Annotated in this window: 13 protein-coding genes; 1 reads left to right on the top strand and 12 read right to left on the bottom strand. The window is 68.9% G+C overall.

The genetic code is table 11. The annotated features are described in order from the left end of the window. Positions 1-121: 121 nt before the first annotated feature. Positions 122-1954, top strand: a complete 1833-nt coding sequence (locus KF689_05140; GenBank protein ID MBX3132755.1) for a SurA N-terminal domain-containing protein — start codon at positions 122-124, stop codon at positions 1952-1954. 108 nt (positions 1955-2062) lie between these two features. Here the strand turns inward: KF689_05140 and KF689_05135 are convergent, their stop codons facing one another. From KF689_05135 to pal, 12 genes are all read right to left on the bottom strand, one after another. After that, positions 2063-2308, bottom strand: a complete 246-nt coding sequence (locus KF689_05135; GenBank protein MBX3132754.1) for a twin-arginine translocase TatA/TatE family subunit — start codon at positions 2306-2308, stop codon at positions 2063-2065. 9 nt (positions 2309-2317) lie between these two features. Next, positions 2318-2608, bottom strand: a complete 291-nt coding sequence (locus tag KF689_05130; protein MBX3132753.1) for a DUF4321 domain-containing protein — start codon at positions 2606-2608, stop codon at positions 2318-2320. Then, positions 2608-3612 (bottom strand): polyprenyl synthetase family protein, encoded by a 1005-nt coding sequence (locus KF689_05125; protein ID MBX3132752.1) that lies wholly within the window; start codon positions 3610-3612, stop codon positions 2608-2610. The genes KF689_05130 and KF689_05125 overlap by 1 nt, the downstream gene beginning before the upstream one ends. Next, entirely contained in the window at positions 3609-6053 is a 2445-nt protein-coding gene (locus KF689_05120) for a tetratricopeptide repeat protein (protein MBX3132751.1), read from the bottom strand. Before KF689_05120 ends, KF689_05125 begins: the two co-directional genes overlap by 4 nt. A 129-nt stretch (positions 6054-6182) precedes the next feature. Continuing rightward, positions 6183-7373 carry an imidazolonepropionase gene (gene hutI, locus KF689_05115; protein MBX3132750.1) on the bottom strand — a complete coding sequence of 397 codons (1191 nt, stop codon included), beginning with the start codon at positions 7371-7373 and terminating at the stop codon, positions 6183-6185. Positions 7374-7617: 244 nt separating this feature from the next. After that, on the bottom strand, positions 7618-8592 hold the full coding sequence (locus tag KF689_05110; GenBank protein ID MBX3132749.1) for a radical SAM protein: 975 nt from the start codon (positions 8590-8592) through the stop codon (positions 7618-7620). A 334-nt stretch (positions 8593-8926) separates the two neighbouring features. Continuing rightward, positions 8927-10576: a urocanate hydratase gene (hutU, locus tag KF689_05105; protein MBX3132748.1), complete on the bottom strand. Its 1650-nt coding sequence runs from the start codon at positions 10574-10576 to the stop codon at positions 8927-8929. Positions 10577-10704: 128 nt separating this feature from the next. Further along, complete coding sequence (hutH, locus tag KF689_05100; GenBank protein MBX3132747.1) at positions 10705-12207, bottom strand: histidine ammonia-lyase; 1503 nt, start codon at positions 12205-12207, stop codon at positions 10705-10707. A 37-nt stretch (positions 12208-12244) separates the two neighbouring features. Then, positions 12245-15265, bottom strand: coding sequence for an LPS-assembly protein LptD (locus KF689_05095; GenBank protein MBX3132746.1), 3021 nt, complete (start codon positions 15263-15265; stop codon positions 12245-12247). Continuing rightward, positions 15265-16050: a twin-arginine translocase subunit TatC gene (gene tatC / locus KF689_05090; protein ID MBX3132745.1), complete on the bottom strand. Its 786-nt coding sequence runs from the start codon at positions 16048-16050 to the stop codon at positions 15265-15267. The genes KF689_05095 and tatC overlap by 1 nt, the downstream gene beginning before the upstream one ends. Positions 16051-16084: 34 nt before the next feature. Further along, entirely contained in the window at positions 16085-16927 is an 843-nt protein-coding gene (locus tag KF689_05085; GenBank protein MBX3132744.1) for a tetratricopeptide repeat protein, read from the bottom strand. Next, the gene (gene pal, locus KF689_05080) at positions 16924-17550 is read right to left on the bottom strand and encodes a peptidoglycan-associated lipoprotein Pal (protein MBX3132743.1); all 627 of its coding nucleotides are present in this window, start codon (positions 17548-17550) and stop codon (positions 16924-16926) included. Before pal ends, KF689_05085 begins: the two co-directional genes overlap by 4 nt. Positions 17551-17560: the final 10 nt, after the last annotated feature.

Below are 17560 nucleotides of genomic sequence, written 5' to 3'. Positions count from 1 at the left end.
GGGTAGGTTTCGAGGCTTTGGTGTTCCCCCCAGCGGCGCGCGTTTCCGCCGGACCCGAGGGTCCCGCGAAGTCCCCGTGCCGCCGGCCTCTCTTCCTCCCGTAAGCCTAGGATTCTCCGCCGTGCTGCAACAGATGCGGGGCGCTGCCAAGTTCATCTGGATTTTCCTGTTCGTCGCCTTCGTGGGCGGCTTCCTCTTTGCCGACCTCTCCGGCCTCGTCGGGATGACTGGCGTGAGCGCCACGACGACCGTCGGGTCGGTGAACGGCACGAAGATCACGTACCTCGCCTGGGACAACGTGACGCGTCAGCTCCAGCAGCAGCAGGAGCAGCAGTCGGGGCAGCCCGTCACGGCGGACGAGCGCCTGCAGTTGGAGCAGCAGGCCTTCGACCAGCTCGTCACGGACATCCTCCTCCAACAGGAGTACGAGCGCCGCGGCATCCGCGTCACGGATGAGGAGATCGTCAACGCCGCACGGTTCTCTCCCCCGCCCCAGTTCTACAACGCGCCGGAGCTGCAGACGGACGGCCGCTTCGACCCCGAAAAGTACCAGCGCTTCCTGGCCTCGCCGGTGGCGCGTCAGCAGGGTCTGCTGCGCCAGCTCGAGGAGTATTACCGCACGGAGATTCCGCGCACGAAGCTCTTCGGTCAAGTCGCGTCGGAGACTTGGCTGAGTGATGAGATGCTGTGGCAGACGTACCGCGACGAGCGCGACTCGGCGGCGGTCTCGTTCCTGGCGCTGCGGCCGACACCGGCGCAGATCGAGGCGGCGCAGGTGACCACCGCCGAGGCGCGCCGCTACTACCAGCAGTACGCCGATCGGTGGGAGCGGCAGGGCCGCGCGGTGCTCTCGATGGTGAGCATCAGCCGCGTCCCGACGGCGGCCGACACGACCCGCACCGTGGCGCGCCTGCGTGAACTGCGCGCCGAGATCACGAGTGGCCGCAGCAGCTTCGCGGACGTCGCCGCGCGCGAGTCGATGGACTCCGTCTCGGCGGCGGACGGCGGCAGCCTGGGCCGCGGCCCGCGCGGCCGCTTCGTGGCGCCCTTCGAGACCGCGGCCTTCGCCCTGCGCGCCGGCCAGATCTCGGAGCCGGTGCGCACGGACTTCGGCTGGCACTTGATCCAGGTGACGGACCGCAAGGGTGATACGCTGGACCTCCGCCACATCCTGCTACGCGTTGAGCAAGGCGACTCGGCGGCGACGGCCACGGACCGCTTGGCCGACCGCCTCGCAGGCCTCGCTGCGGGCTCGATGGAGCCGCAGAAGTTCGACGACGCCGCGCAGCAGCTGTCGCTGCTCGTCACGCAGGTGCCCGTGGTCGAGGGCCAGGCGGCCGTGTATCAGGGCCGCGGCGTGCGCGGTGTCAGTGGTTGGGCGTTCACCGGCGTCCGCCCGGGTGAGACCAGCGACCTGATCGACGACCAGGACGGCTACTACTTGGTGCGCCTCGACTCGCTGACCGAGGGCGGCAAGCAGTCCTTCGAGAGCGTGCAGGAGGACATCCTCACGGCGCTCAAGCAGCGCAAGGCCGTCGAAGGCCTCGTGGCGCAGGGCGAGGCCCTGCTCGCCGACGCGCGGGCGACGTCACTGGCCGCTGCGGCCACGAAGGCCGGCCTCGTCGTGGACACACCGGCTGCCTTCACCCGTCGCAACTTCGTCCCCGGCCTCGGCTTCGCCAACGAAGCCATCGGCGCCTCCTTCGGCGCCCCGCTCGGCACGCCGGTGCTGGTGAAGACCGTCGACGCCGTGATCCTGCTGCAGGCCAATCGCCGCAGCACCGCCGACCGCGAAGACTTCGAGCTCATCAAGGAGATCCTGCGCCAGCAGCAACTCCCCAACGCCCGCGAGGCCCGCATCCGGCAGTACCTCGAGCAGCTGCGCCAGTCGGCGAAGATCGAGGACAAGCGCCGAGAGGTGAATGCGACGTTGCGGCGGCAGGTCGTCGAGTAGGGGACGGATGACGGAGGACGGACGCTAGCTGCAACGACAGCGCGGGGGTGAGCCACTGAGCTCACCCCCGCGCCTGTTTCATCCGTCATCCGTCATCCGTCATCCGTACTACAGCAACCTCTTCGGCTCCTTCTGCTCGCTCTCCTGGCTTGGGGCGCGTTCGGCCGAGCTCGGCGGCAGGCTCTCGCGCTCCGCCGGCTTGGCGATCTCCGCCTGCACTTCGTTCATATTCTTCTTGAATTCCTTAATGCCCTTGCCGAACGATCCCGCGATCTCGGGGATGCGCTTGGCGCCGAAGAGCAACAGGACGATGATGAGACCGATGAAGAGTTCGGTCGGGCCGAGTCCGAGCATACGTGCCTCCTAGAACAGCGAACGCGCGATGAGATAGGCGCCAAGGACCCCGACAAGGCTCAGCAACGAGACGTCGAGCGCGATGGGTCCGACGGCGAACTTGACGATGATGAGGTCGATCGGCAGCGCGCCGATCGACGGCGTGACTCCGGTCGTGAGAAACTCCTTCACGGCGCCGGCGGGCAGGAACAGGCGCGCGAACTGCGTCAGGAAGCCGCCCACCACGAAGCCGATGGACAGCACCATCAGATGGTACCCCGGCCGGTGCTTGGCCGATCCCTTGAGCGAGGTCGGCGGCATCAGGCGCGGCGGTCCATCACGTAGGCGAGGGCATCCGCCAAGGCTTGCTTCACGTCGCTCTCCGGCAGGTCGCTGAGTGCGCCCTCGGCCGCGGCGGCAAAGCGCTCGCCCTCGGCGCGGGCATACTCCAGCCCGCCGCACTCCGTCACGATGCCGACGACCTCGGCGATCGACGCGTCACTCGGCGTGGCGTCGGCGAACAAGGCATCCACCACGCCGCGCTGGGCCGTGGACATCCGCGGCAGGGCGTGGATCAGCGGCAGCGTGACCTTGTGCTCTTTGAGGTCGTTGCCGCTGGGCTTGCCCGTGACGGCCTCCTGCTCGGTGTAGTCGAGGAGGTCGTCGGCCACCTGGAAGGCCATTCCGATGCTCTCGCCGAAGGTGCGCATCTGCGTGCGGAAGCGCGGCGCGCCGGCGAGGGCGCCCATCTCGCAGGCCGCGCCGACCAACGAGGCCGTCTTGGCGCGGATCAAGGTGCGGTAGTCCTGCTCGGTGAAGGCCAGTGCGTCGAAGCTCGCGAGCTGTCGCAGCTCGCCCACGGTCATCTCGCTGGAGGCCTGCGTGAACACCCGCAGCGGCTCCATATCACCGAGGCGCACGAGCTCGGCCACGGCCTTGGCGAAGAGGAAGTCGCCCATCAGCACGGCGACCTGGTGCGAGAAGAGCGCATTGATGGTCGGCTGGCCGCGGCGCAGCACCGAGTGGTCCACTGAGTCGTCGTGCACGACGCTGGTGAGGTGCACGAGCTCGGCGACGGCGGCCAGCGGGACGGCGCGCTCCTCGGGCTGGCCCTCGATGCTCGAGGCCAGCAGCAGCAGCGTGGGGCGGAACAGTTTGCCGCGCATCCCGCGCAGATGGGCGTTGGCCGCCTCGATGATGGCGACATCGGCCTGGATGATGCGCCACATCTCGTCCGGTACGCGGGCCAGCCGGTCCTGGATGGGGACCTGGATCTCCCGGAGCGCTTCGGCCACCGGCAGTTGGAGGCGGGCCTCGAGGCTCACGAAAGCTGCTGCTCCACGGTGTTCAGGCGGTCGCCGATGTCGCGGAACTGGATGTCCACGGCGAACACGCGCTCGTAGTATCGCTTGGCGTCGGCGAACTGCTGCGACTCCTCGGCGATGGCGCCGAGCAGGTAGAGCACGCCGACGAGGGCTTCGTCGCGCACACCGGGCTCGGAGAGCGCACGCTGCAGGATCGTCGCGGCCACCGGCAACTGCCCCTTCTCCACGAAGCAGTTGCCCAGCGCCTCGAAGGTACGCGCCCGGTTGGCGGTGCCGCGCAAGGCCTTCTGGAACTCGGCGATGGCCTCGTCCACGAGCCCCATCTCCTTGTAGGCCACGCCGAGGTCGTAGTGCGCCTCGTGATCCTCGTCATCCACGTTGTCGGCGACGCCCTGCTTGAACTTGCGCAGCATATCCGAGAAGTCCGCCGCCTCGTCGCCGGTGGGCTCCTTCTCTTCGACGACCATCCGCGTGGACTTGGGCTCGTCGTCTTCGCGCAGCCAGTCGCCGAGCGAGACGTAATCATCCTCCGCCTCGGCGGCGGGAGTCGACGCCGGCGCGGCCTGCTTCTCCGGCGCTGCAGTGGTCGAGCGACGCGGCGGCGGCGCCGACGGCGACTCGTCCAGCGGGATGGCCTCGATGGCCGCCTGCGCGCGCAGGTCATCGGGGAGAATGTCGAGGACGCGCAGATACACCGCGCGGGCCTTCTGCGCCTGCCCGTCACCGAGCAGGGCGTCGGCCAGCTCCAGGTAGGCCTCGGCGAGGCTGGCGCGATCGTTGGCGCGGAACGCGAACTCGACGCGCTTCTGGTGCGAGCGGATGGATTTCGGATCCAGCCGCACGATCTCTTCGGCGATGGAGCCGGCGGTGTCGAGGTCGCCCTCGGCCTCGAAGCCGGCCATCGCGGCCTCGAACTCGGCCATCGCGCCGGCGCGGTCGCCCTGTTCGAGCAGGGCCTCGGCGAGCTGGCGATGCGCGCCCCAATCCTCGGGCGCGGCCTCGACCTTGGCGCGCAGCGTGTCCACCGAGAGGGGCGCGGAGACGGGCACTGCCACCTCGCGCGCCGACGGCGCCTCGGGCTCCTCATCGAGCAGCGGCAGGTCCGCAGACGGCTCAGCCGTCGGCGACGGGACGGTGTCCGGCTCGACCAGCTCGATCTCGTCGCCACCGAGGTCCATCAGCGGCAGATCCGCAGCGGGCTTGGCGGTCGTGTCGAAGACCGGGGCGTCCACCGCGCCGGAGTGTTCCACGTCGAGCAGGTCGAGGTCGGCGAAGCCGGCGCTCGCGTCCGCCGGTGCGACCTTGGGCTCGAGCGAAATCGTCGGCTCGGGCTCGATCAGCGGCTCCGGTTCGATCAGCGGCAGGTCGGCGGCAGGCTCTGCAGCCGTCGGCTCGATCTCCATCAGCGGCAGGTCGGCCGCCGGCGCTGGGGCTTCGTCGCCAAGGTTCGTGACCTCGAGGCCGACGACGGAACCGCGCGGCGGCGGCGGTGCATCGGCGCCGACGTCGGTCGGTTCGATCAGCAGGTCTGGTGTCGGCGCTGCCTCGGCGGCTGGGGCTTTCGGAACGGCGGGGGCCTTGGGTGCAGCTGGTGCCGCTGGTGCCGCTGGCTCGGGAGCGGACTTCGCCGCAGGCTTCTGCCCCGCAGCAGCGATTTCCGGCGGCGGCTCGAGCAGCTCGAGCCCTTGCACCGCCTTGGACACGCGCTTGAGGTCCGCCTGACTGACCGGGCGAGTCGAGCGCTTCTTCGGCGCGTCGTCACCGGTGTCGAGGAACACCAGCCCGCCGCCGCCACCCGACGAGGGTCCCTCGGTCACTTCCGGCTCCACCGACGGGTCGATCTCCTTCATCTTCGCGGCGAGCTCGTCCGCCGCGGCGTCGTTGCCATCCGCCGTGGCCTGCGAATACCCCAGTTGCAGTTGTGGGATGGCCTCGTCCTTGCGGCCGGCCTTCACGAGTTGGTCGGCGAGCATCAGCCGTACATCGTGCTGGTCCGGCACGAGGTCGGCGAACTCCTTCAGCGCACGGAAGGCTTCGTCGAGATTGCCGGACTTCTGCTGCCGACTGGCGTACTCGAGAAAGTTCTGGCGCGCATCGCCGTTGAAGCCCTTCTCGGCGTGGATCTTTCCGAGCTTGTAGTACACCACCGTGCGCCCTGGCGACTGCCGCAGGATCTTGTTGCAGAGCGCGATGGCGGGATTGTAGAAACCACCCTCGGCGTAGCGGTCCACGGCCTTCTCCCAAACCGCGACTGCCTCGGCGAGATGACCGGCCTTCTGGAGCATATCGCCGACGCGGTTGTAGAGGGGGATGTCGATCGCTTCCTCCTCTCCCGCTTCGAAGGCGTCCACAATCTCCCGATAGACGTCGAGCGCCTTGTCGAGCTGCTTCTTGGCCTCGAGATCGGCCGCCTTCTTCTTGAGCTTGAGGATATCGGCCATAGCGACCCGAAAGCTACCCGCCGAACCCTCGCTGAGACAACTGTTTGGGCGACTTTGCGGGTGCCGGCAGCGCCTCCGATTCGGGTACTCTTTCCGGACCCGTTTGCGGCCCTCTTTGCCTTGCCAGTCTCAGGACCCCGAACGCGGGTGGGCGGGACGCCCCTGCACCCAGGTCGCCACGCACCGGTGATCCCCATACCAGTAGGGGATTTCACGGTGGTCGCGGACGTCGAAGAGGGCGATGTCCGCCGCGAATCCGCGGGCCAGTTGCCCGATGGAATCCGCCATCCCGAGCGCTGCCGCTCCGTTCACCGTGGCGGCGACGAACGCCTCGGCCACGCTCAGCCGCAGTTGACTGACGCCCAGCGTCAGGATGAGCGGAAAATTCACCGTTGGGCTGGTCCCGGGATTGAAGTCCGACGCCAGCGCGATGGCGCAGCCGGCGTCGAGCATCGCACGGGCAGGCGCCTGCTTGCTGCGCCCCAGGAAAAGCATCGTACCGGGCAGCAGCGTGGCGACGGTGCCGGACGCCGCCAGCGCCTTGATGCCCAGTCCCGACACGGCCGCCAAGTGATCCGCCGACGTCGCGCCGATCTCCGCGGCCAGCTCGGCGGCGCCGGCGTGCTCGAGTTCGTCGGCGTGCAGCTTGAGTGCCAGCCCGTGACCGCGCGCCGCACCGAGGATGTGCCGCGCCTCGGCGGCCGTGTACACGCCGGGTTCGCAGAAAATGTCGCAGAAGCGCGCGAGCCCCTCACTGGCGACCGCCGGCAGCATCTCGTCCACCACCACCGCGATGTACTCCTCACGCGTGCGCGGCGCCTCACGATACTCCAGCGGCACTTCGTGCGCGCCGAGGAAGGTCGGCACGAGCCGCACCGGCAGCTCCTGGGCGAGCGCGCGAATGACACGCAACGTGCGCAGCTCACTCTCCAGCGAGAGGCCGTAACCCGACTTCACCTCGATGGTCGTGCTGCCGTGCGCGGCGAGACGCCGAATGCGCTCGGCGGCGAGCGCCACGAGCTCCTGTTCACTGCGCTCGCGCAGGTCACGCACCGACGAGTGGATGCCCCCACCCCGCTTGGCAATCTCCATATAGCCCACGCCGGCGGCGCGCAGCTCCTGCTCCGGGTGCCGCGGGCGCCCGAAAATGGCGTGCGTGTGCGAGTCCACGAAGCCCGGTGTCAGGACGCCACGGGCGCAGTCCACTTCGTGTGCACCCGGAAACTGCGCCAGCAGTTCCTTGTCCGGCGCGACGGCGACGATGCGACCGTCGGCGTCAACTGCGATGCCGTGGCCGGGGCGGACGGCGGCGTCTCGCATTGCCGAGCCGCGGCGGGCGGCGGGGGGGCCGGCGCAGGTGACAGCCTCGGAGGCGTTTACGAAGATTGTGTGCAATTCAGGTTGGGAGACGGGAGAGGGGGAGGTGGGTGACGGCGGGGAGACGGGAGAGGGGAGATGGTTGGGAGAGGGGAGAGGGTCGGGAGAGGACCTTTTACCCCTCTCTCGGCCGTCGTGCTTCTGCCGTCTCCCTGCCTTCACCCGCCTTCCGCCTCCCTTCTCCCAACTAGGGAGAAGACGCCAAATCCAAGAACCGGTTCAGCCTCAAGGGCGCCTGCGCCTCCCCTCGACACGCGTAGTAACACAAGTCGCACGCAATCGGCTCGTACCCATCATACGTGCTCCAATGCCCGTCTGCCGGAAAGTCGGGACAGCGGCGCACGTGGCCGTACGGATCGATGTGAATCGTGTCTTGCCCCGAGAGACAGGGCTCGGTCAGCTCGCCGCGCAGGTAGCGCGGGATGTTGGCGAGGTAATGATCCGAGTTGGAGATCGTGCCGCGACGGCGGCGCTTGAAGGCGAGCAGGCCCTGCACCAACGCCTCGACGCGCGCGAAGTGATCGGGGCCGAGGAGGTGTGCGCGGTTGCCGTTCTTGGCGTCGGTGTAGACCGAGAGGTTCACGCCCACGCGCATCCGTTCGGCAGCCTGCACCAACGGCAGGACGTCGTCGAGGTTGCCGTCCTTGATGACCGTGTTGAAGCGCACGGTCATTCCCTCGGCGCGGATGCGCTCGGCGACGCCGAGGATCTTCTGGGCGAGCCCCGGGATGCCGCGGGCGGCATCGTGACGCTCGTCGAGATAGTCGAGCGAGATGCTGAACTGACCGATCCCCGCCTGCCACAGCCCACGGGCGCGTTCGAGGCTCAGCATCGCGCCGTGCGTGATCAGCGTCGTGTACTTGGTGCGGATGACCCCATCCACCGCCGCGACCAGGTCCTCGAGGTCGCTACGCAGCAGCGGTTCGCCGCCCGTCCACGTGATGAGCATCGGATCGAAGTGCTTCGCGGCGTCCACGAAACTCTTGAGTTCGTGTGCCTTGCGGTCCGCCGGCGTCTTCCAGTAGTCGCAGAAGCTGCACTTCGCGTTGCAGCGCATCGTGACCTCGAAGTGCACAAGGACCGGGCGCTTGGCGAGGCGCAGCTTGGCGTACTTCAGGGAGAACGGGAACAGGTCCCAGGGTTTGAAGCGGGTGCTGAGCAAAGGACGGATGACGGAAGTCGGAAGGGTACTGCGGTTCACCACAGAGGGCACAGAGCACACAGAGAACTGCAACTACGGCTCACCGCAGAGGCAGTGAGAGCTGCAACGACTTTTCACCGCAGAGGCGCAGAGGACGCAGAGAACAGCCACAACAAAGCCCAGTACTGTAAGACATTCATTGTGGAAACAACAACCGCACACGCCAGCTTATCGGTCGCAGTGTGCCCGCAGTCCTCCGCGCCCTCTGCGTCTCTGCGTTGAACTGCAGTTCTCCCCGCCCTCTGCGTCTCTGCGTTGAATTGCAGTTCTCTGTGCCCTCTGTGGTGACCCGCCGTTAGCCAATCATCGGCAACTTGATCCCCGCCCGCTTCGCCGCAGCGATCGCGATCTCATACCCCGCGTCCGCGTGGCGCGCGACGCCGATGCCCGGGTCGTTCGTGAGCACACGCTCGAGCCGAACCCGCATCTCGGGCGTGCCGTCGGCGACCATCACCTGCCCGGCGTGCAGCGAGTTGCCGATGCCCACGCCGCCGCCGTGATGGAAGCTCACCCAACTGGCACCGCCGGCGACGTTGAGCATCGCGTTGAGGATCGCCCAGTCCGCCACCGCGTCGCTGCCGTCCTGCATCGCCTCGGTCTCGCGGAAGGGGCTGGCCACGGAGCCGGTATCGAGATGGTCGCGACCGATGGCAATCGGCGCGCTGAGCTCGCCACTGGCCACGAGATCGTTGAGCGCCACGCCGAACTTGGCGCGGTCGCCCTGCCCCAGCCAGCAGATGCGCGCCGGCAGGCCTTGGAAGTGGATGCGCTCGCGCGCCATCGTGATCCAGCGCTTGAGATGCGCGTCCTGCGGGAACATCGATAGCACCAACTCGTCGGTGCGCGCGATGTCCTTGGGGTCGCCGGAGAGCGCCGCCCAACGGAACGGCCCCTTCCCTTCGCAGAACAGCGGCCGGATGTACTCGGGCACGAAGCCCGGGATGCGGAAGGCGTCGCCGAGCCCCGCGTCCAACGCGACGGTGCGGATGTTATTGCCGTAGTCGAAGGCGATGGCGCCCTTGTCCTGCATCGCGCGCATCGCCTGCACGTGCGCGACGGCGCTGGCCGTCGATCGCCGCACATACTCCTCGGGGTCGCGCGTCCGCAGCGCCGCCGCCTCAGCTAGGCTCATTCCGTGCGGCACATAGCCGTTGAGCATATCGTGTGCCGAGGTCTGGTCGGTGACGACGTCCGGGATGATGCCGCGCTCGACCATCAGCGGCAGCACCTCCGCGGCGTTGCCGACGAGCCCGACGCTGAGTCCGCGCTTGGCCGCCTGCGCCTCGCGGATCCAGCCCATCGCCTCGTCGAGGTCGGTGGTCATCTTGTCGCAGTAGCCCGTCTCGAGGCGCTTCTGGATGCGCGTGGGGTCCACCTCGACGCCGAGGATCGCGGCATCGTTCATCGTGGCGGCCAGCGGCTGCGCACCGCCCATTCCGCCGAGCCCCGCAGTGAGTACGAAGCGCCCGGCCAGGCTGCCGCCGAAATGTTTACGCGCCACCGCCCCGAAGGTCTCGTAGGTGCCCTGCACGATGCCCTGCGAGCCGATGTAGATCCACGAGCCCGCCGTCATCTGGCCGTACATCATCAGGCCCTTCCGCTCCAGCTCGCGGAAGTGCTCCCAGGTGGCAAAGCGCCCGACGAGGTTGCTGTTGGCGATGAGGACGCGCGGCGCCGTCGTGTGCGTGCGGAAGACCGCCACCGGCTTGCCGCTCTGCACGAGCAGGGTTTCGTCGGCCTCGAGCTCCCGCAGCGCCTTGACGATGGCGTGGAACGACGGCCAGTCGCGGGCCGCCCTGCCGGTCCCGCCGTAGACCACCAAGTCCTCCGGCCGCTCTGCGACCTCGGGATCGAGGTTGTTCATCAGCATTCGGAGCGCGGCTTCTTGCTGCCAGCCTTTGCAGGAGAGCGTGGAGCCGCGGGGGGAGCGAATGGGTTGGGGCATAGGACGGATGACGGACGACGGAGGACGAAGGACGAAGGACGGACGACGAAAGGGGTGAAGCACGAAAGTTAGCGTGCCTCACCCCTCGCAGCCTCCGTCATCCGTCATCCGTCATCAGTCATCCGTCCCTACACAAACTCCCCGAGTGCGACGCCAACCGCTAGCGACTCAATGTCTGGCCCCAGCACGCGGTCCTCGGCAAGCGCCGGCACCCGCGCGCGCACCGCCGCATACGTGCGCTCCACACCCACCCCGGCCTTCAGCGGACGGCGAAACTCCAGTCCCTGCGCCGCGCACATCAGCTCCACCGCGAGCACGTGCCGCAGGTTGTGCAGGATGCGGCGCAGCTTGAGCGCGGCCCCCATCGCCATCGGCACCACGTCTTCCTTGCTGCCGTCCGTCGGAATGGTGTCCACGCTGGCGGGGTGCGCGAGCACCTTGCACTCGCTGGTGAGTGCGGCGGCGGTCACCTGCGCCATCATAAAGCCCGAGCTCACGCCCGCCGTCGGCGTGAGGAAGGGCGGCAGGCCTTCGTTGAGGTCGGGATGCGTGAGGCGGTCGCTGCGCCGCTCGCTCATCACGGCGAGGTTGGTCATCGCGATGGCCAACACGTCGAGCGCCATCGCCGCGGCCTGGCCGTGGAAGTTGCCACCGCTGAGCATCGTGCCGTCGTCGAACACCAGCGGGTTGTCCGTCGCCGCGTTCAGCTCCGGCGTCACCAGCGACTCGGCGAACTCGATGGCCTGCAGCACCGGGCCGTGCACTTGCGGCATACAGCGCAGGCCGTAGGCGTCCTGCACGCGCGGATCGTCGCGGCGATGCGACTCGCGGATCTCGCTGTCGGCGAGGAGCTCTCGGAAGCGCGCGGCGCTCAGTTGCTGGCCACGCTGCCCGCGCGCGTCGTGGATGCGCGGGTCGAAGGCCACCGGCGTGCCGAGCAGCGCCTCCAGCGTGGTCGCCCCGGCGGCGTGCGCGGCGTCCCAGCAGCGTCGCGCCTCCACCAGCGCCAAGGCCGCGACCGCGGTATGCGCCTGGGTGCCATTGATCAGTGCGAGTCCCTCCTTCGGCCCCAGCGCCACGGGGCTCAGCCCGTGGGCGCGCAGCACCTCCGCCGCCGGGCCCTGCCCCTGCGGGTGACGCAATGTGCCTTCGCCCACCAGCGCCAACGCCAGGTGCGCGAGCGGCGCGAGATCGCCGCTGGCCCCCACGCTGCCCTGCTCCGGCACGTCGGGCCACAGCCTCGCATTGAGCATCGCGCAGAGCAGTTCCACGAGCTCCGCCCGCGCGCCGCTGAAGCCCTTGGCGAGACAGTTGGCGCGCAGCAGCATCATCGCGCGCACCTCACGCTCTGGCAGGCGCGGCCCCACGCCGGCCGCGTGCGAGCGGATGAGGTTCACCTGCAGTTGCGCGAGTTGGTCGGGCGGGATCGCGATGTCGCTCAGCTTGCCGAAGCCGGTGGTTACGCCGTACACCGCGGCGCCGGCGGAGGCCAGGCCCTCGACGATGCCGCGGCTGCGCTGCATCCGCGCAGACGCCTCGGGCGCCAACTGCACCGCGCGGTAACCGTCTGCCACGGCGGCGACGTGGGCGATGCTCAGGGAATGGCCATCGAGCTGGAGGGGGGCGCTCATCGGACGGTGGGAACGAGGGGAGGACGGCTGGGGCCGTTCAGCGCAGCGACCCGCTCGGCGGGGCGCGGAACGACCGGCTCTCGTAGGGCAGCTTGATCTCCGGCTGCGCCTTGAGCGAGATGAAGAACGTAAACGAGAACGCGCCGGTGGGAATCCGGTTGAAGCCGAACACCGCGCGCCAGTCGTGCAGCTCGCGCTGCAGCGTGACGGTCTGATTGGCGAAGTCGCCGCGCTCCACGTCGTAGCTGGTGCTCCAGGCCGCCGCCCACTTGGGCGTGAGGTTGAACGAGGTCTGCAGCGCGATGTTCGTACGCGGCGGGTACCGGATTGCAGTGCCGCCCTCGGTGCCGCGGTTCTGGTTTGGATCGGTCGGGCGACCCAGCTCGGCCTGCGCCAGGCAGAACTCGTAGATGGGCAGGCCGATGAAGCTCTGGCACTCGCGCGCGGGGTCGAAATCGAGGACGCGGCCACCACGGGGCGGGCGCGTGCGTTGCTGGCTCACCGAGAAGTTGGCGCGGAAGCCCTTGGTGTCGATCGCCTGGATCGGGCTGCGGGTACGCGAGCCCGCGACGGCCCCCAGCCCCTGCTGCTGCGGGTCCGCCGACGACACGATACCGCCGCCGAGCGCGTCGGCGCTGCGTCCGGCCGGGCGGTCCTCGCCAGCATCATCCACGGGCGCTTCGCCGACTCCGCCGAACAGCCGCGAGATGCCGCGCACGATCGCCGACTGTCCGTTGAGCTCGAAGCCGAAACGCACTGCCTCGCGGTACGGCTTGAACTCGGCCGTGTCGCTGAGCACCGAGCCGAGGAACAGCGAGTAGTCCACGCCGAGGTCGAAGCCCGGGAGCAGGTCCGAGCGGAAGGTGTAGCCGAAGCGGTCGGTGGCGAGGCCGGGCCGTCCCGTCACGCGCGCGAGCTCGAAGTCATAGACCAGCGGCGTGAACTGCAGCGAGGCGACGCGGACCTTCTGCCCCGCATCCGTGGTGTCGTCCGGGGCGCGGAGCTTGGCCTCGAGGTTGGTGTTGATGCCGAGGGTCAAGCGGTTCTGCGTGAGGCCGCCGAGGTAGCCTTGCGGCGACTTGCCCAGCGCGGCGAGGAACTCGGGGTTCACCGCCATCGCCGGCGAGTAGGACCAGCCGAAGGTGGGCGTGACGGCGTGGCGGAAGCGCTGCACGCGCCCGAAGCCCGGCGCCAGCGCGAAGAACGTCGGCGACACGCCCGCGCCGTAGTTGAAGCGCTTGCTCTGTGAGACCCAGGCGCCGTTCGTGCGCTCGGAGCGCACGAAGCTGCCCACCGGGTCCACGTTCGACAGCGAGACCTGCGGCGCGAGGTTCCAGCTCCCCTTGAAGAACTGCGGCAGTTGGGCGTTCAGGTTGAAGTCCGCAGTGGTCAGGTAGGTACGGGCGTACACGCGGTCGATGAACTGCCCCGGGTTCATCGGGTCCGGCACGGTCTTGATTTCGGGGAAGTCGTTGGCGACCTCGTTGGCCCGCACATCGGCCGCGACCTGGAAGTCCCAGACCTTGAACGGCAAGCCGAGGCTGACGCTGCGCGTGCCGGAGTTGCGGCGCAGGCGCGTGGAGTCGAGGCCGCCGGGCGTCTGGACATAGCGCCAGGAGAAGTCGCCCACGGCATCGAGGTTGAGCTGGTCGTTGCCGCTGAAGGCGAGGGTGGGCGTGACCACCAGCCACTCCCCAACGGTCAGCGGACGCGAGGCCACGTTGAGCGAGGGGAAGGAACGGTCGATCTGCGCACGGCCCGGGTACTGCCGCTGCGTGCCGCCGAGGTTGATCGTGAACGGTCCCTGCTGCCGCACGAGATTCGCCTGCGACGCGATCGTGGCCAACGCGACGGCAGGGTTGAGCGTCGTCTGCCGCTGGATCGTCGTGCTGGTGACGTAATTGAGATTGGCGGTGAAGCGCGTGCGCGACGAGAACTCCTGCTGATGCGACCAGCTCACCGCGGTGTTGCGGTTCCCGGAGGACAGCGAGCGCTGCGACACGCCGACGCCGCCCGAAAGGAAGCGGTCGAGCCAGCGGTAATTGAATCCAGCCTCGACGCCCAGCCAACCCGGGTCGCCCTCGGTCGCGCGGGCGCTGGAGCGCCAGTCCATCCGCACCGTCGCGTCCATATAGTCGCTGATCGCGAAGTAGTAGCCGAAATCCTCCACCGTGCGTCGGTACGTCGGCGAGTTGCGCACCACTTCGGAAACGCCGACGCGGGGCGTCAAGATGCCCGAGCGCCGTCCCGTACGGATGTCCTGGAAGATGAACGGCAGCCACATCACCGGGACGTCCTGCACGTAGAGAATGGCCGGGCGCGCGACGATCACGCTGTTGCTCACGCGCTTGAGTTCGCGGGCCTGGAAGTGATAGTGCGGCAGCGAGTCCAAGCAGGAGGTGATGATGCCGTCGCGGCCGTAGAGCGTGTTGCGCTCGCTGGCGGTATCGGTGGCGAAGGTCGCGCGGTGGGCCATCACACGCCAATCGGCGCCGGAGGAGGCCACGGTGGAGAGGTCGCGCGTGCGCCCTTCGCGGCGCTCCACGTCGTAGCTCATCTCCTGCAGGCCGATCACGTCCTCGCCGCGCGCCGGATCGCGCATCACGATGGTGTCTCCCCGGGCCAGCATCATCTTGGTCGAGTCGTTGTAGATGATGCGGCGTGCCACCAGCATCGTGGCGTCGCGCTCCACGCCCGCCTTGCTGGAGTCTGAGGTCGCCAAGGTCATCGTACGAGACTCGGCCACGAAGCCGACGGTATCTGCCTGGAAGCGCACCACGCGGTAGCCCTGCCGCCGGAGCAGCGCGACCATCATCGAGTCGTCGGGGATCCAGGCAATCAGAGGCTTCTCGGCCCGCGCGCTGTCGCCGGCTGCCCGGCGGGTCGTATCACCTAGGGCACGGCCCTGCGCATCTTGGGCGCGCTGCGCCGGTTGCTCGCGGACCTGCGGGCGTTCCGTCGGCGGCGGGCGCCGAGGCGTCCCGGGCGCCTGCGCGTCCGCGAGTGCGGGTGCCAGGCACAGCAGTGCCGCGGCGAGCCATCGCCACGGCTGCCGCATCACGCCGCCGCCTTGCCGATGTCGCCGGCCGCCGCGCGCACCCGCTTCTCCCGTGCCCGGTGCACGAACCAGCTCAGCACGATGCTCACCTCGTACAGCAGATACAGCGGCACGCCGAGCATAAACGTCATCACCAGCAGGTCGCCGGGCGTGATTACCGACGCCACCACGAAGCTGCCCACGGCGGCGTGCCGCCGGTACCGGCCAAGCGCGCGCGGGTTGGTCAGCCCCATCGCCGTCAACGCCAGGATGACGATCGGCAACTGGAAGGTGCCGCCAAACGCCAAACAGAGCGTCACGGCGAAGCCCACATATTCCCGCGCCGAGATCATCTGCTCGAGTGAGGCGCTCTGGAAGCTGAAGAGCACGTCGAACATCGCCGGCATCGCGAACCGCACGGCCAGCCCCACGCCGAGCAGGAAGAGCACGAAGGCGCCGATCAGCACGGGGATGACGATGCGCTTCTCGTGCTGATGCAAGGCTGGCGAGAGGAAGGCCCAGATCTGGTAGACGATCATCGGGGACGCCGCAGCCAACCCCAACCCGAAGGCCACCTTGAGCACGATGGCGATGGGGTCCGCCGGATGCGTGAAGATGAGCTTGCCGCCCGGGAGGTACGGCTTGATCGGCGCCGAGACGATGCCGACGATGTCGTACTGCCACACCAAGGCGAAGGCGATCATCATACAGACCACGAGCGTGCCCAGGCTCCAGAAGAGCCGCACACGCAGCTCTTCGAGGTGGTCGAGGAAGGGCATTTCCCCCGAAGGGGCCTGCTTGCTCATTGCGGGCTCCGGGACCGGCGGTGCCGGCCCCTGCTTACGGACGGCCGCGCAGATACTCCTGCGCGAGCAAGGCGGCGTCGGAACGGGGATAGTCCGCCACGATCTGCCGGTACAGCGTCATCGCCCGTTCAGTCTGCCCGATGCTGCGGGCGGCGCTGGCACGCTTGTACAGCGCGTTGGGTGCCTGCTCGGACTCTGGGTACCGCTCCACCACCAATGCGTATACCGAGTCAGCGGCGCTCCCGTTCCCTTCGTCGGACCAGGTCTCCGCCACGCCATACAGCGCCGCCGGCGCCAGGTCGGAGGTCGGGTACCGGTCGAGCAACTGCTGGTACACGGCCCGCGCGGAGCTGACGCTGCCGCGCCGGAGTTGGTCCTGCCCCATCTGGTAGAGCTGGGCCGGGCCCGGGGTCGGTGGCGCCGCCGGAGCCGCCGCAGTCCCCGGGGTTCCCGGCGTGCCGTCCGCCGGAGGCGTCGTCGCCGGCGGCGGGGTGAGCTCGGCCTGCCGCGCCTCCATCTCGGCACGCAGCTCCTGGATGCGCCGCTGGCTCTGGCCGGTGAGCTCCTGAATCATGATCAACTGCTGCCGGATGGCCCGGAGGTCCTCGCGGGTGTCGTTCCGCAACCGGTTCAGCGACGCGCTGTGGGCATCGGCGCTATCGGCCAGCAGGGCGAGTACACGCGTGATGCGCGCCAAGTCCTCGCGCACCTGTTCCAGCATCTCGGTGGCCGCCGAGTCGGCAGCCAGTCGTTCCATCCGGTGGTCCAACAGGTTGGCCTGCAGGATCCGAACGTCGTTCCGGGTCGCGAAGCACGCGCCGGCCGTCAGGATGACGGCCGGCGCGAGCGCGAGACGGAGGATCCGTATCCCGATCACGGGAGACGCAGCGACTCCCCACCCACGATGATCTCGAACTCATCGCGACGGTTCTGGGCCCACGCGGCTTCGTTGCTGCCCATCGCGGCCGGGCGGTCTTCGCCGAACGAGACCACGTCGATGCGGTCGGCGGCGATGCCGTTGGCCACGAGGTACGCCTTCGCGGCGGCCGCACGACGCTGGCCGAGGGCGATGTTGTAGGCGTCAGAGCCGCGCTCGTCGGTGTGGCCGGCGATGCGGATGCGGACCTGGCTGTTGGCGCGCAGCAGCGGGAGCTTGGCGTCCAGCGTGGCGCGGGCTTCGGGCTTCAGCTCGGCACGATCGTAGTCGAAGTAGATCGCGGTGGCGAAGGCGGCACGGGCGGCGGCCAGGGCAGCGGCGCGCTCACGGGCGGCGCGCTCCTCGGCCTCGCGGCGGGCACGCTCCTCGGCCTCACGACGGGCACGCTCCTCGGCCTCGCGGCGGGCGCGCTCGGCTTCCTCGGCGGCGCGACGGTTCGCGGCGTCGATGGAGTCCTGGTTCACGACCGGCGCCGGCGGCGGCGGGGGCGGCGGCGAGGGGCAGGCCGAAAGGACGACGACAGTCGTCGCCAGGGCTGCGAGCATCGGAAGACGAGCGTTCATAGGTACCTCG

The organism is Gemmatimonadaceae bacterium (assembly GCA_019637355.1).
Lineage (GTDB): Bacteria > Gemmatimonadota > Gemmatimonadetes > Gemmatimonadales > Gemmatimonadaceae > Pseudogemmatithrix.
The sequence above is the reverse complement of the archived record's forward strand: the minus strand, read 5'-3'. Positions and strand labels throughout refer to the sequence as shown.

Bases quoted from the DNA above. Each gene is read 5' to 3' on its own strand.
- pal (MBX3132743.1), bottom strand. From the start codon at position 17,550: ATGAACGCTCGTCTTCCGATGCTCGCAGCCCTGGCGACGACTGTCGTC.
- hutH (MBX3132747.1), bottom strand. From the start codon at position 12,207: ATGAGCGCCCCCCTCCAGCTCGATGGCCATTCCCTGAGCATCGCCCAC.
- tatC (MBX3132745.1), bottom strand. From the start codon at position 16,050: ATGAGCAAGCAGGCCCCTTCGGGGGAAATGCCCTTCCTCGACCACCTC.
- KF689_05120 (MBX3132751.1), bottom strand. From the start codon at position 6,053: ATGGCCGATATCCTCAAGCTCAAGAAGAAGGCGGCCGATCTCGAGGCC.
- KF689_05130 (MBX3132753.1), bottom strand. From the start codon at position 2,608: ATGCCGCCGACCTCGCTCAAGGGATCGGCCAAGCACCGGCCGGGGTAC.
- hutI (MBX3132750.1), bottom strand. From the start codon at position 7,373: ATGCGAGACGCCGCCGTCCGCCCCGGCCACGGCATCGCAGTTGACGCC.
- hutU (MBX3132748.1), bottom strand. From the start codon at position 10,576: ATGCCCCAACCCATTCGCTCCCCCCGCGGCTCCACGCTCTCCTGCAAA.
- KF689_05135 (MBX3132754.1), bottom strand. From the start codon at position 2,308: ATGCTCGGACTCGGCCCGACCGAACTCTTCATCGGTCTCATCATCGTC.
- KF689_05095 (MBX3132746.1), bottom strand. From the start codon at position 15,265: ATGCGGCAGCCGTGGCGATGGCTCGCCGCGGCACTGCTGTGCCTGGCA.